Genomic DNA, 13,045 nt, shown 5'->3' with positions numbered 1-13,045 from the left:
ACCTTGCGGGCCCCGGCCCGGGCCCCCAACTGCGGGGGTCCCCGGGGGGGTGGGGGGGCCGGGGGGCCCCCCCCCGCCGCGCGGGGCGCGGTGGCCGCCCCGCGCCGGTGAGGGGTCAGGTCAGCAGGGCCGCGGGGTCGCGCTCGGGCGGGCCCGACGGCCACCACTGTCCGTCCCGGCGGGTGAACGGGTACCAGCGGCCGTCGCGGCCGTAGCGGAGCTGCCGGTCGCCGCCGATGGTCCACCGGTTGCGGGACAGCTCCGCGCGGGGCGGCTCCTCGCCCTCCCAGGCGGCCTCCAGGAGGGCCCACGCTCTGGCCAGCTCGTGGCGGGGCGGCGTCCAGGCCGACTCCAGCGCGTCGAGCCCGTCGGCCCCGGCGTGCCGCCAGGCCGCCACCGGGGCGTCCAGCCCGAGGTCGAGGTCGTGCTCGGCGGCGAGCCGTACCCGGTCCTGGTACTCGCTCAGCACGGGCGGCTCCGCGCCGAGCGCCGCGGCGGTGAGCACGGCCCGCGCCCGGGAGGCGGCCGAGGCGGCCAGCACCTCCAGCGCGGCCACGTCCACGCCCGGGGCGGGCTCCAGCCCGAGCGGCGTGAAGGTCACGTCGAGGGACGGCGGCTCGGGCAGCGGCGCCACTCCGGCCGCGAACCCCTCCGCGAATCCCTGCGCCGCGAACACACCTCCCTCCGGCCCAGGTCCGACCGCCCCGTCACCGTGCGCGCCTCCCCACCCCCGGCCGTCCCCGCCGGCGACCTCGGAAGGCTCGGCGGTCTCCGCTGTCTCGGGGGTCCGGGGGGCGTGGAGGGTGTGGCCGTCGTCCGGCGGGGCGGCCGGCGGCCTTCCCGCCGGCCGGGTGTGGTGCTGGAGCGCACGCATCAGGTCCTCCCGGCCGCGTCCCCGCAGGAGCAGCAGCACGAACGGGTCGCCGTCCAGCAGCCAGGACGCCTGGTAGCACAGCGCCGCCGCGTGCGGGCACGGGTGGCCCCAGTCGGGGCACGAGCACTCGGGTTCGAGGTCGCCAACGGCCGGCAGCAGCGGCACGGCCGCGTCCTCGGCCGCCTCCACCAGCTCGTGCGGCATGTCGCCGTCGAGCAGGGCGGCGATGTGGCCGGCCTTGGCGGCGACCTGGTCGAGGAAGCGGTCCCACTGCGCGGCGGTGAGCCGTTCGACGCGTACGACGGTGTCGTACTCGTCCTCGGTGAGCGCCGCCAGCCGGCCTGGGCTGACCGTGATGGGCCCGACCTGGCCGGTCTTGGCGTAGGCGCGGCCCTTGCGCAGCAGTGTCTGGTCCAGGGAGGTGTCCTCCAGGGCCTTGATCCAGGAGCGGCCCCACCAGGTGGTGGCGAAGCGGGCGCCGGCCCGCTGGAGGGGGAAGGCGGGAAATCCTCTGACGGCGTTCATCTCAGCTCCACCAGCGCGGCGAGTTCGGCGTCGGTCAGTTCGGTGAAGGCGGCCTCGCCGGAGGCCAGCACGGCCTCGGCCAGGGATCGTTTGGCGGCGAGCATCTGGGCGATGCGGTCCTCGATGGTGCCCTCGGCGATGAGCCGGTGGACCTGGACGGGCCGGGTCTGGCCGATGCGGTGCGCGCGGTCGGTGGCCTGGTCCTCCACGGCCGGGTTCCACCAGCGGTCGTAGTGGATGACGTGGTCGGCACGGGTGAGGTTCAGGCCGGTGCCGGCGGCCTTGAGCGACAGCAGGAAGACGGGTGCGTGGCCGTCCTGGAAGCGCTGGACCATCTCCTCGCGCCGGGCGACGGGGGTGCCGCCGTGCAGGAGCTGGGTGGTGACGCCCCGGCCGGTCAGGTGCCGCTCCAGCAGCCGGGCCATGGCGACGTACTGGGTGAACACGAGGACGGCGCCGTCCTCGGCGAGGATGGTGTCGACCAGCTCGTCCAGCAGCTCCAGCTTGCCGGAGCGGCCGGGCAGGCGGGGCGCGGCCTCGTGGAGGTACTGGGCGGGGTGGTTGCAGATCTGCTTGAGCCCGGTGAGCAGCTTGACGATGAGGCCGCGCCGGGCCATGCCGTGGGCCTGGCCGATCTGGGCCATGATCTCGCGCACGGCCGCCTCGTACAGGGCGGCCTGCTCGGTGGTGAGCGCGACCGGGCGGTCGGTCTCGGTCTTGGCCGGCAGCTCGGGCGCGATGCCGGGGTCGCTCTTGCGGCGGCGCAGCAGGAACGGGCCGACCAGCCGCGACAGCCGCCCGGCGGCCTCGGCGTCGCCGGACTCGGCGGGCCTGGCCCAGCGCGCCCGGAACCGGGCCAGCGGGCCCAGCAGGCCCGGCGTGGTCCAGTCGAGGATGGCCCACAGCTCCGACAGGTTGTTCTCGACGGGGGTGCCGGTGAGCGCGACGCGGGCGGCGGCGGGGATCTCGCGCAGGGCCTTGGCGGTGCCGGAGGCGGGGTTCTTGACGTGCTGGGCCTCGTCGGCCACCAGCAGTCCCCACGGGTGGGTGGCCAGGCGGTCGGCGTCCAGGCGCATGGTGCCGTACGTGGTGAGCGCGAAGCCCTTCTCGGGCAGGTCGCGAGCGGCGCCGTGGTAGCGGCACACGGGGACGCCGGGGGCGAAGCGGGTGATCTCGCGCTCCCAGTTGCCGAGCAGCGAGGCGGGGCAGACCACCAGGGTGGGGCCGTCGCCCTGGGCCGCGCGGTGCAGGTGCAGGGCGATGAGGGTGATGGTCTTGCCGAGGCCCATGTCGTCGGCCAGGCAGCCACCGAGCCCAAGAGAGGTCATGCGGGCCAGCCAGCGAAGCCCGTGGAGCTGGTAGTCGCGCAGCGTGGCGGCCAGCCCGTCGGGGGCGGCGACGTCGAGCGGCTCGGCCAGCCGGGCGCGCAGCTCGGCGAGCCAGGCGCTCGCCTCGATCTCCACCTGCTCGCCGTCGATCTCGACGGCGCCGGTCAGCGCGGCGCCGAGCGCCTCCAGCCCGGTCAGGGGCTTGAGGTCGCGCTGGCGTGCCTTGCGCGCCACGTCGGGGTCGACGAGCACCCACTGGTCGCGCAGCCGTACGACGGGGCGGTGGGCCTCGGCGAGGGCGTCCATCTCGGCGGCGCTCAGCCGCTCACCGCCCAGGGCGAGCCGCCAGTTGAACCCGGTCAGGTGCTGCCCGCTGAAGAAGGAGGGCAGGTCGGAGGGCTTTTCGTGATCGCCGACGACGGCGCGGGCGGTCAGGCCGCGCACCAGATGGCGGGGCCAGTGCACCTCCACGCCCGCGGCGGCCAGCCGCTCGGCGGCGCCGGCCAGCAACTCCTCCACCTCGCCGTCGGACAGGACCAGCTCGTCGGGTACGGCGCTGTCGAGCAGCCGGGCCAGCGCCGGCCAGGCGCGGGAGGCGCGGCGCAGGGCCACGGTGACGTCGATGCGGGCCCGCGCGCCGAGCCCCGGGTCGTGGCCGCGCCACAGGTCGCCGGCGTCGACCACGAGTGACGGGTCGGCCTGCGCGTGGACCTGGACGACGGCGCGGAACTCCTCCACGACCAGGTCGCCGGCCTCCAGGCGCAGCGACACGCGTACGCCGGAGTCGAGGGTGGCCGACACCTCGCCGGCCCACGCGCGCAGCCGCGGCACCTTGACCGGCTTGACGGCGGCGTACGCGGACGTGCCGGTGGCGCGCACGGCGCCGGGGGAGCGCGGCATCGCGTCGGCGACCGCGTCGAGGAAGGCCCGCACGTGCCGCTCGGCGTCGGGCGGGGATGTCCCTGGAGGCATGGCGGCGGCCAGCTCGCGTACCCGGCGCAGGTCGGCGGCGTCGAACGGGCCGGCCCGCCAGGCGTCGTGGTCGCCGTCCGTCACGTCCGGCAGGATGCGGCCGCGGGTGACGAGCTGGAGGGCGACGAGGGCGGCGGCGCCCCAGAAGCGGGCGGCGGGGTGGGCGTCCTCGTCGTGGCGGGCGCGGGCCAGCGCCGCGACGGCCTCGCTCACCGGCAGGCTGGTGGTGTCCCCGCTGTCCGGCGTGCCGGGGTCGAGGAAGACCATCCGGCCGGACCTGGGCGGATCGCCCGGCTCGAAGAGGACCGCCCGCCGTACCAGATCCGTTGATGAGCTCACGGCCGTACAGTGTACGGTACGTGGGGTTGTGGTTTACCACACCCCAGATCGGGCGTTCACCGCATTACCAGCATCTGCGATCACCCCTAGCCTGGAACGCATGACGGACTGGCTGGTTGGACTCATGGAAACCCTCGGCGCTCCCGGGGCGGGCATCGCGATCGCGCTGGAGAACCTGTTCCCGCCGCTGCCGAGCGAGGTGATCCTGCCGCTGGCGGGCTTCACGGCGAGCCGGGGCGAGATGGATCTGCTCGACGCCCTGGTGTGGACGACGCTGGGCTCGGTGGTGGGCGCGCTGGCGCTGTACTGGGTGGGGGCGCTGCTGGGCAGGGAGCGGGTGCTGGCGATCGCCGCCCGGATCCCGCTGGTCAAGCCCTCCGACATCGAGAAGACCGAGGCGTGGTTCCTCAGGCACGGCCGCAAGACGGTGTTCTTCGGCCGGATGGTGCCGCTGTTCCGCAGCCTCATCTCGATCCCGGCGGGCGTCGAGCGGATGCCGGTCATGACCTTCCTGGCCCTGACGACCAGCGGCAGCCTCATCTGGAACACCATCTTCGTGATGGCCGGCTACCTGCTGGGCGAGCAGTGGGAGCTGGTGGAGACCTACGTCGGCATCGGCTCGAACGTGGTGATCGCCCTGGTCGTGCTCGCGGTGCTGGTCTTCGTCGGCGTCCGGCTCGCCGAGCGGCGCAAGGGCCGGCATGCGTCCCGTCGCTGAGGGGGCTCGGGTCGTGGGGGCGGTGGTGCTGGGCGCGGTGACCGCGCCCCTGGAGGCGGTGTTCCTGCTGCTGGCGCTGCCGTTCCTCGGCAATCCGAACGTCTCGGGCGCGGCCGTGCGCCTGGCCGCGCTGGAGGTGCGCCGGGCCGGTCTCGACCCGGCCGCGCTCGGCCTGACCACGCCGACGGGCGGAGGATCTGGAAGCGGGCAGGCCGGCGGGCGGGCGCTGCGGTTCCTGACGCTGCGCGTGCCGGTCGGCGTGCTGGGCGGGCTGGTGGTGACGCTGTTCGTGTACGGGGCCCGCACGGGGTTCATGGCGGCGTGGGCGTGGCTGGCCGGTGAGCGCTTCGACGGCATGGAGCCCACCCCGCTGCTCCTGCTCTACGGCGTGCTGGCCGGGATCGTGTTGCTGTTCATCGACCTCTCCGGCCTGATCGGCGTGTACGCGGTGGAGCGGCGGCTGGCCCGTGCGGTGCTGACGCCCGGCCGGACCGAGGCGCTGGAGCGCAGGATCGCCGAGCTCTCGGAGAGCCGGGCCGGGGTGGTGGCGGCGGTCGACTCCGAGCGGCGCCGCATCGAGCGTGACCTGCACGACGGGCTGCAGCAGCGCCTGGTGGCCCTGTCGATGCTGATCGGCCGCTCCCGGCGCAGCCGCCCGGAGCTGCTGGACCAGGCGCACGAGGAGGCGCAGCGGGCCCTGGCCGAGCTGCGGGAGGTGGCCTGGCGGGTGTACCCGAGCGGGCTGGACTCCCTGGGGCTGGGCGAGGCGCTGGCCGGGGTGGCCGAGCGCTCGGGCGTGCCCGTCAAGGTGGCCTGCGACCTCGCCGAACGGCCGCCGATGGCGGTCGAGACGGCCGCGTACTTCGTGGTGTGCGAGGCCGTCACCAACGCCGCCAAGCACTCCGGCGCCGCGCTCATCACCGTGGACGTCCACCGGCGCGGCACGAGTCTGCTCGTGCGGGTGGGGGACGACGGCACGGGCGGCGCGGACCCCGGGGGCAGCGGCCTGTCGGGGCTGGCGCGCCGGGTGGCGGCGCTGGACGGGACCTTCGAGGTGACCAGCCCGCCGGGCGGTCCGACGACGATCGTGGTGGAGCTGCCGTGCGGGTGATCCTGGCCGAGGACTCGACCCTGCTGCGCGAGGGTCTCGTCCGGCTGCTGGTGGAGGAGGGCCACGAGGTTCTGGCCGCCGTGGGCGACGGCGCGGCGCTGGTGGAGGCTGTGGCCGAGCACGACCCGGACGTCGTGGTGGTGGATGTGCGGATGCCGCCCACCCACACCGACGAGGGACTGCGCGCGGCGCTGGAGATCCGGCGGAGCCGGCCGCGCGTGCGACTGCTGGTGCTGTCGCAGTACGTCGAGAAGAAGTACGCCGCCGAGCTGATGAGCGGCGACGTGGAGGGCGTCGGCTACCTGCTGAAGGACCGGGTGGCGCAGGTGGCCGACTTCCTGGACGCGCTGGAGCGGGTGGCGGCCGGGGGAGCGGCGTTCGACCCCGAGGTGGTGCGCCAGCTCCTGGCCCGCACCTCGCAGGTGGATCCGCTGGCGAGGCTGACCCCGCGCGAGCGCGAGGTGCTGGAGCGCATGGCGCAGGGACTGACCAACGCCTCGATCGCCCAGCAGCTGCACGTCTCGCAGAGCGCGGTGGAGAAGCACGTCAACGCGCTGTTCGACAAGCTGCGGCTCTCGCACGCCGCCGGCTACAGCCGGCGGGTACTGGCCGTGCTGCGCTTCCTGGAGTCCTGAGGCACGGCCCTCGCGTGCCGGGTCCTCCGACAACCATGATGCTCTTGACAAATTTATTTGTCGGTGAGACGGTTGGGGCACCTCGAAAGAGACCTTCAAGAGCGGAGACGAAGATGCGAAAGATCGTCGCGGGCCTGTTCATCTCGCTGGACGGTGTGGTGGAGTCGCCGGAGAAGTGGCACTTCCCGTACTTCAACGATGAGATGGGGCAGATCGTCGGCGAGCAGATGCAGGCGGCCGACGCCATGCTGCTCGGCCGCCGCACCTACGAGGGGTTCGCCGCCTACTGGCCGAACCCCGAGCCGGAGGCCGCCGACATGGCCGAGCACATGAACGGCACCCCCAAGTACGTGGTCACCTCCACCCTGGAGACGGCCTCCTGGGAGAACTCCACGATCATCAGCGGCGACGTCGCGGCCCAGCTGAAGGAGCTGAAGAACCAGCCGGGCAAGGACATCGGGATCACCGGCAGCGCCACGCTGGTGCGCTCCCTGCTGCGCGACGGGCTGCTGGACGAGCTGCGCCTGCTCATCCACCCGATCGTGGTGGGCGGCGGCATCAAGCTGTTCGCCGACGGCGAGCAGATCCCGCTGCGGCTGCTGGACTCCCGCACGCTGGAGACGGGCGTCATCTACGCGACCTACGGCAGGGCCTGACCATGCCGACGACCACGGCCGCCAGGGCCACTGTCGTCAAGACCGTGGCCGTCAAGCTCCTGGTCAAGCCGCGGACCTCCGTCTGGGTCTCCGACCCCGCCCACCGAGCCCTGATCGAGCCGCTGCCGGAGGGTGCACGCCACGCCGGGGCGCTCGGCGAGGCGGACGTCGCGGTGCTCTTCGCCGCCGACGCCGCCTCGGCCCGGGGCCTGCTGGAGGAGCACCGCGACGAGCTGGCCACACCGTCCGTGCTCTGGGTGGCCTACCCGAAGGGCAACCGCTCCGACGTCAACCGCGACACCCTGTGGCCGATCGTCGGCGAGTACGGGCTGCGCCCCAACGGGCAGGTGGCCGTGGACGAGCGCTGGTCGGCGCTGCGCTTTCGCCCGCTGAAGGAGGGCGAGGCGCCGTTCACGGGTGGCCGCTGACCGCCCCGCCCGCGCGGCGGCGCGGGCCGGGCGGACGGGCCGGGCGTTCAGGGGGTCAGGGAGCGCAGGCGCAGGCGGATGGCCGAGGAGGTGGCCGAGGCGGCCTCCCAGCTGCCGTCCAGCGGGGTGATGGTGACGTTGCCGGCCGCCAGCAGCGTGCGGTCGGCGTCCTGCACCGGGTCGGGCCCGGGATCGGCGATCGGGACGATGCGGTAGCACAGGGCGCACGCCTCCGGGGCGGGCGTGTAGCCGGCCGAGTACGGCAGGGAGCTGCCCAGGTGGGCGACGCTGACCGTGCCGTTGGGGGTGACGGGGTAGTTGACGTTCAGCGCGGTGCGGGCGGGCAGGACGGGGCCGTTGCCGGCGGTGGCCGCCAGCCGATCGACCAGCCGCACGGTGAACTGGATCGCCTGGGCGACGCTGGGCACGGCGCTGCCGTCGCGGGCGATGCTGACGGCGACGGCGGGCACGCCGGCGGTGATGGCGGTGATGGCGGCACCGACCGTGCCGGAGTAGGTGGCGGCCGCGGCGACGTTCTCGCCGGGGTTGGGGCCGGAGACGACCAGGTCGGGCGGGTCGCCGGCGAAGGGGACGCGGGTGCCGAAGGAGACCGCGTCGCTGGGGCTGCCGCCGACGGCCCAGCCGTCGTCCTGCTTGGCGGCCTCGATCGTGCTGCCGAACTTGGCGTTGATCTGGGTGCCGGAGGCGCTGGCGTCGGCGGCCGGGGCGACGACGGTGACCTCGTGGCCGGCGGCCACCAGGGCCTGGCGGAGCTGGTGAAGGTAGGTCGAGGAGTAGCCGTCGTCGTTGGTCAGCAGGATGCGCAGGGGCTGGCGGTGCAGTGCCTGCGCGGGGGCGGTGCCCATGGCCAGGAGCGCGAGTAAGAGAAGGGGAACGAGGGCCAGACGTCTGAACACGTGGGTCTCCTTGCCGAGCACCGTTGCCAACACGTAGAAAGCTCACCTACGTGACGGTCTGGACGGTATGCGGGCGCGGCCTCGCCGGACCACCGGCATGACCCCTAAACGAACCCCAGATGAATGAGACGTGAACCAGAAGTGAACGCGTCCCGGGAGGCACGGCTGCGGCCGTGTGGCCCTAGGGTGAAGGCCGTGATCACCACGCGCGCGCTCAACCGGGCGACCCTGGCCCGCCAGCTCCTGCTGCGGCGCCATGCCATGCCCGCCCTCCAGGCCGTGGAGCACCTCGTCGGCATGCAGGCCCAGGCCCCGTTCCCGCCGTACTTCGGCCTGTGGTCGCGCCTGGACGGCTTCACGCCCGACGCCCTTGCCCGGCCGCTGGTGGAGCGTGCGGCGGTGCGCATGGTGCTCATGCGCGGCACCGTCCACCTCGTCACCGCCGACGACGCCCTGACCCTGCGCCCGCTCACGCAGCCGCTGCTCGACCGCTACCTGACCACCGCCTACAGCCGCACCCTGGGGGACGTCGACCGCGACCAGCTCGCCAAGGCCGGGCGCGAGGCCCTGCGGGAGCGCCCGCTGACGGCCGCCGAGCTGGGCGCGCACCTGGCCGAGCGCTTCCCCGGGGCCGCACCGGGCGACCTCGCGCTGGCCGCGCGGTGCCTGCTGCCGCTCGTGCAGGTGCCGCCGCGCGCCGTGTGGGGCAAGGCCGGGCGCACCGCGTACGCGCCGATGGAGGAGTGGCTGGGCCGCCCGCCGCATACCGAGCCGTCATTGGAGCGGCTGGTGCTGCGTTACCTGGCCGCGTTCGGGCCGGCCACGGTCGCCGACGCGCAGGCCTGGTCCGGCCTGACCGGGCTGCGGGAGATCGTCGAAAGGCTGCGTCCCGGGCTGGTCGTCTTCGAGGACGAGCGGGGCCGGGAGCTGTTCGACCTGCCCGACGCGCCGCGCCCCGGACCGGACGTGCCCGCGCCGGTGCGGCTGGTCGCGCCGTTCGACAACCTGCTGCTCAGCCACGCCGACCGCACCCGGATCATCTCCGACGAGCACCGCAAGACGGTCATCACCGTCAACGGGCAGGTGCTGGGAACCGTGCTGGCCGACGGGTTCGTACGCGGGGTGTGGCGCCGCGAGGGACCCGTGGTCACGATCGAGCCGTTCGCGCCGCTGACGCCGGGGCAGGCGGAGGAGGCGCGGGCCGAGGCACTGGCGTTGCTCGCCTTCGCCGAGCCGGGCAAGGCGGACCGGCACGAGGTCAGGGGGATCTGACGGTGTGGATGCTCCTGGTCACCGCCCGGCGGAGCGGGCCCGGCCGGGCGCACATGGTGTCATGACCATCGAAAGGGCGTGATGTGGTCGCCTCTCAGGCGACGCGGGTGTCGTAGGTCTCGCGATTGGCGAGCACATCGTCCATGTGCACCTCGGCCCAGGCCTTGAGGCCGCGCATCGTCTCGTGCAGCGACAGGCCGAGATCGGTCAGCTCGTAGGAGACGGTGACGGGCACGGTCGGCACCACGGTGCGGGACACCAGGCCGTCGCGCTCCAGGGAGCGCAGCGTCTGGGTGAGCATCTTCTGGCTGACGCCGGCCAGCAGGCGGGCCAGCTCCGAGTAGCGCATCGCCCGGGGCTCGCCGGCGCACTCGGTGCCTGGCTGATGCGCGGTGTCGCTGCCGAGCGCGGCCAGGATCAGCGTCACCCATTTGTCGGAGATCCGATCGAGCAGCTTGCGACTGGGGCAGGCCGCCACGAAGGCGTCGTACTCCACTTTGGCCTGTGCCCTCTGCTGGGCCGCCGTCATCGTCGCCATCCGGCGCTCCTCTCACCCATGAGTGCGCTACGCACTCGGAAGTGCCTACTTCCCATGAGAAAGCTACATGCCCATGGAGGTGCAAGGTGCTGTCAGGCAGAGGGCGCGCAGGTCGTCGAAGGCTTGGAGCAGGTGTGCGTCCAGGCTCTGTGAGGAGTCGTCGATCCAGGCCTGGACCGCTTGGTGAAAGGCGGCCCACCCGGTTCGAGCGGCCAGGCCGGCCAGCCGGTCGGCGACACCGCGCCGCCGCAGCGCCTCGGCTACGGCGTCGGTGAGCGACGAGGCCTTGGCCAGGTCCCGTTCGCGGAGCGCCGGTGTCGCCGCGATGACGTGGAGTCGTGGTTCGGCGAAGGAGCGGTTGTCCTCAAGGATGTGTTCGACCTTGCGGAAGGCGTCGAGCAGCAGGTCGAGCGGCTGGAGACCATCGGGCGCTTCGGCCACCGCGCGCATGAGGGCCGCGCGCAGGTCGGACTCGCCGTCGAAGAGCACCTCGCGCTTGTCCGGGAAATGCCGGAAGAACGTGCGTTCGTTGACGCCGGCCCGAGCCGCGATCTCGGCCGTGGTGGTCTGGTCGAACCCGCGTTCCCGGTACAGCTCCAGGGCCGCCTGCTGAAGGCGGCGGCGCGCTTCCGCTCCGCTCCGTGGCACGCTCCGAAGATACCGCATGTGTCAGTGGGTGGCGCTACTTGACGCCAGTGACTGGCGCTATCTACAGTCAGCGACTGGCGCTACGTAGCGCCAGTCACTGGCATTAAGGAGAGAGTGTTCCATGCATGTCTTTGTCACCGGTGGTTCCGGCCAGACCGGCCCCGCGGTCGTCGCCGAGCTCGTGGCGGCCGGCCACACCGTCACCGGTCTGGCGCGCTCGGATGCCGCCGCCGCCCGGCTGGAGTCACTGGGGGCCACGCCACACCGAGGCTCTCTGGACGATCTCGACAGTCTGCGCAGCGGCGCCGCAGCCGCCGACGGGGTCCTGCACATGGCCTACGGCGGCGATTTCTCTGATCTCGACGACATGATGAGGCGCGACCGGACCGCGATCGAGGCACTCGGCCGACCGCTGGAACACTCGGACAAGCCCCTCGTCGTCACCTCGGGCACCCTGGTCATGCCCGCGGGCCGGGAGACCACCGAGAAGGACGAGCCCGACGGGACCGGGATCGCCGCCTTCCGCATCGCGGGTGAGCGAGCGTGCCTGGCCTTCGCCGCCCGGGGAGTGCGCGCGAGCGTGGTGCGCCTGGCTCCCACCGTCCACGGCCCCGAGGATCACGGTTTCATCCCCATGCTCATCGCCACCGCGCGAAAGACGGGCGTCTCGGCCTACGTGGGAGACGGCACCAACCGGTGGCCCGCGGTGCACCGGCTCGACGCGGCGGTCCTGTTCCGTCTGGCAGTGGAGAAGGCACCTGCGGGCAGCGTGCTCCACGGAGCGGCCGAAAGCGGCGTCACCTTGAAAAGCATCGCAGAGGTGATCGCCCGGGGCCTGGATCTGCCCACGGTCTCGCTGACACCCGACGAGGCCGCCACGCACTTCGTCAGCCCGTTCATGGCCACCGCCTACGGCTTCGACGGGCCTGTCTCCAGCTCCTACACCCAGGAGCTGCTCGGCTGGTCGCCCGCACACCCGACACTGCTCGAAGACCTGGAGCACGGCGATTACCTGGCCACACCGGCCACCTGACCCTTCACCCCGAGCGGCCGATCTTGTCCAGTTCGGCGAGATCCTCGCCGGAGAGGGGGAGTCCCGCGCCTGCGACGTTCTCACGCAGGTGCGCCACGGACGAGGTGCCGGGGATCAGCAGGATGTTCGGCGAGCGCTGCAGCAGCCAGGCCAGCGCGACCGACATCGGCGTCGCGTCCAGGCGGGAGGCCACGGCCGTGAGCGCCGAGGACTGCAGCGGGCTGAAGCCGCCGAGCGGGAAGAAGGGCACGTAGGCGATGCCCTGCTCGGCGAGCTCGTCGATCAGCTCGTCGTCCTGGCGGTGGGCGAGGTTGTACATGTTCTGCACGCTCACGATCGGAGCGATCGCGAGTGCCTCGGCGACCTGCTCCGCTGTCGCGTTGCTCACGCCGAGGTGCCGGATCAGGCCCTGCCGCTGGAGCTCGACGAGCGTCTCGAACGGCTCGGCGAGCGAACCCGGCTGGGGGCCCTGGGCGTCGCCGAGCCGGAGGTTGACCACGTCCAGCGTCTCGAGGCCGAGGTTGTCCAGGTTGTGGTGCACGGCCCGGCGCAGGTCTTCGGGCGTGCGGGCCGGGGGCCAGCCTCCCCGCTCGTCCCGTACCGCGCCGACCTTGGTCACGATGTGCAGCGAGTCGGGGTACGGGTGCAGCGCTTCGCGGATCAGCTGGTTGGTGATGTGTGGCCCGTAGGCGTCGGCGGTGTCGATGTGGGTGATGCCGAGGTTGACGGCCTCGCGCAGGACGGCGAGTGCGCCGTCGCGATCAGCGGGCGGCCCCATGACACCGGGGCCGGCGAGCTGCATGGCGCCGTAGCCGAACCGGGTGACGGTCAGGTCGCCCAGGGCCCAGGTGCCGCCGGGAAGCGAGGCGGGGAGCGTGCTCATTTTCGTGCCCTTCATGTCGCATCAGGCGGTGGTGCCTGACAGTGCCCAACGCCATCATCGGTACGTAGCTCCCCGACAGGAAGCCGGCACTGGGGAGTGGGCAAGGCACCTCGGAGTGCGTAGGGCACTCATGGGTGAGACGAGCGAGCGCGCATCAGCCGGGGACCG

Annotated in this window: 13 protein-coding genes; 7 read left to right on the top strand and 6 right to left on the bottom strand. The window is 73.2% G+C overall.

Going from position 1 to position 13,045, the window contains the following annotated elements:
- Window positions 1-115: 115 nt before the first annotated feature.
- Both ACIBG4_RS38680 and ACIBG4_RS38675 read right to left on the bottom strand, forming a co-directional pair.
- The gene (locus ACIBG4_RS38680) at window positions 116-1,399 is read right to left on the bottom strand and encodes an SWIM zinc finger family protein (RefSeq protein WP_397207116.1); all 1,284 of its coding nucleotides are present in this window, start codon (window positions 1,397-1,399) and stop codon (window positions 116-118) included.
- Window positions 1,396-4,038, bottom strand: a complete 2,643-nt coding sequence (locus ACIBG4_RS38675) for a DEAD/DEAH box helicase (protein WP_397207114.1) — start codon at window positions 4,036-4,038, stop codon at window positions 1,396-1,398. The genes ACIBG4_RS38680 and ACIBG4_RS38675 overlap by 4 nt, the downstream gene beginning before the upstream one ends.
- Window positions 4,039-4,138: 100 nt before the next feature.
- On the opposite strand from ACIBG4_RS38675, the gene ACIBG4_RS38670 reads away from it, so the two are divergent.
- The 5 genes from ACIBG4_RS38670 to ACIBG4_RS38650 all read left to right on the top strand — a co-directional run bounded on the left by ACIBG4_RS38670 (window position 4,139) and on the right by ACIBG4_RS38650 (window position 7,586).
- Window positions 4,139-4,756: a DedA family protein gene (locus ACIBG4_RS38670; protein WP_397207112.1), complete on the top strand. Its 618-nt coding sequence runs from the start codon at window positions 4,139-4,141 to the stop codon at window positions 4,754-4,756.
- Window positions 4,740-5,867, top strand: coding sequence for a sensor histidine kinase (locus tag ACIBG4_RS38665; RefSeq protein WP_397207110.1), 1,128 nt, complete (start codon window positions 4,740-4,742; stop codon window positions 5,865-5,867). The genes ACIBG4_RS38670 and ACIBG4_RS38665 overlap by 17 nt, the downstream gene beginning before the upstream one ends.
- Window positions 5,858-6,502, top strand: coding sequence for a response regulator transcription factor (locus tag ACIBG4_RS38660; RefSeq protein ID WP_310711449.1), 645 nt, complete (start codon window positions 5,858-5,860; stop codon window positions 6,500-6,502). The genes ACIBG4_RS38665 and ACIBG4_RS38660 overlap by 10 nt, the downstream gene beginning before the upstream one ends.
- Before the next feature lie 113 nt (window positions 6,503-6,615).
- Window positions 6,616-7,158, top strand: coding sequence for a dihydrofolate reductase family protein (locus ACIBG4_RS38655; RefSeq protein ID WP_397207107.1), 543 nt, complete (start codon window positions 6,616-6,618; stop codon window positions 7,156-7,158).
- Window positions 7,159-7,160: 2 nt separating this feature from the next.
- The gene (locus tag ACIBG4_RS38650; RefSeq protein ID WP_397207105.1) at window positions 7,161-7,586 is read left to right on the top strand and encodes a hypothetical protein; all 426 of its coding nucleotides are present in this window, start codon (window positions 7,161-7,163) and stop codon (window positions 7,584-7,586) included.
- Between the two features lie 47 nt (window positions 7,587-7,633).
- Here the strand turns inward: ACIBG4_RS38650 and surE are convergent, their stop codons facing one another.
- Window positions 7,634-8,503, bottom strand: coding sequence for a 5'/3'-nucleotidase SurE (gene surE / locus ACIBG4_RS38645; protein ID WP_397207103.1), 870 nt, complete (start codon window positions 8,501-8,503; stop codon window positions 7,634-7,636).
- Window positions 8,504-8,698: 195 nt separating this feature from the next.
- Between surE and ACIBG4_RS38640 the strand changes: the two genes are divergently transcribed.
- A complete protein-coding gene (locus ACIBG4_RS38640; RefSeq protein ID WP_397207101.1) occupies window positions 8,699-9,775 on the top strand; it encodes a winged helix DNA-binding domain-containing protein in 1,077 nt (358 codons plus the stop codon).
- Window positions 9,776-9,869: 94 nt separating this feature from the next.
- Here ACIBG4_RS38640 and ACIBG4_RS38635 read toward each other — a convergent pair whose 3' ends face one another.
- Together ACIBG4_RS38635 and ACIBG4_RS38630 are read right to left on the bottom strand one after the other, a co-directional pair.
- Window positions 9,870-10,313 (bottom strand): winged helix-turn-helix transcriptional regulator, encoded by a 444-nt coding sequence (locus tag ACIBG4_RS38635; RefSeq protein ID WP_397207099.1) that lies wholly within the window; start codon window positions 10,311-10,313, stop codon window positions 9,870-9,872.
- Between the two features lie 63 nt (window positions 10,314-10,376).
- Window positions 10,377-10,961: a TetR family transcriptional regulator gene (locus ACIBG4_RS38630; protein ID WP_397207097.1), complete on the bottom strand. Its 585-nt coding sequence runs from the start codon at window positions 10,959-10,961 to the stop codon at window positions 10,377-10,379.
- A 121-nt stretch (window positions 10,962-11,082) separates the two neighbouring features.
- On the opposite strand from ACIBG4_RS38630, the gene ACIBG4_RS38625 reads away from it, so the two are divergent.
- On the top strand, window positions 11,083-11,994 hold the full coding sequence (locus tag ACIBG4_RS38625; protein WP_397207095.1) for an SDR family oxidoreductase: 912 nt from the start codon (window positions 11,083-11,085) through the stop codon (window positions 11,992-11,994).
- Window positions 11,995-11,998: 4 nt separating this feature from the next.
- Here ACIBG4_RS38625 and ACIBG4_RS38620 read toward each other — a convergent pair whose 3' ends face one another.
- Window positions 11,999-12,877, bottom strand: coding sequence for an aldo/keto reductase family oxidoreductase (locus tag ACIBG4_RS38620; RefSeq protein WP_397207093.1), 879 nt, complete (start codon window positions 12,875-12,877; stop codon window positions 11,999-12,001).
- Window positions 12,878-13,045 lie beyond the last annotated feature (168 nt).

Source organism: Nonomuraea sp. NPDC050383, assembly GCF_044459125.1.
GTDB lineage: Bacteria > Actinomycetota > Actinomycetes > Streptosporangiales > Streptosporangiaceae > Nonomuraea.
This window is presented reverse-complemented; position numbering and strand designations above follow the sequence as displayed.

Coding starts and splice junctions, on each gene's coding strand:
- ACIBG4_RS38655 (WP_397207107.1), top strand. CDS start 6,616: ATGCGAAAGATCGTCGCGGGCCTGTTCATCTCGCTGGACGGTGTGGTG.
- ACIBG4_RS38635 (WP_397207099.1), bottom strand. CDS start 10,313: ATGGCGACGATGACGGCGGCCCAGCAGAGGGCACAGGCCAAAGTGGAG.
- ACIBG4_RS38680 (WP_397207116.1), bottom strand. CDS start 1,399: ATGAACGCCGTCAGAGGATTTCCCGCCTTCCCCCTCCAGCGGGCCGGC.
- ACIBG4_RS38625 (WP_397207095.1), top strand. CDS start 11,083: ATGCATGTCTTTGTCACCGGTGGTTCCGGCCAGACCGGCCCCGCGGTC.
- ACIBG4_RS38670 (WP_397207112.1), top strand. CDS start 4,139: ATGACGGACTGGCTGGTTGGACTCATGGAAACCCTCGGCGCTCCCGGG.
- ACIBG4_RS38620 (WP_397207093.1), bottom strand. CDS start 12,877: ATGAGCACGCTCCCCGCCTCGCTTCCCGGCGGCACCTGGGCCCTGGGC.
- ACIBG4_RS38665 (WP_397207110.1), top strand. CDS start 4,740: ATGCGTCCCGTCGCTGAGGGGGCTCGGGTCGTGGGGGCGGTGGTGCTG.
- ACIBG4_RS38650 (WP_397207105.1), top strand. CDS start 7,161: ATGCCGACGACCACGGCCGCCAGGGCCACTGTCGTCAAGACCGTGGCC.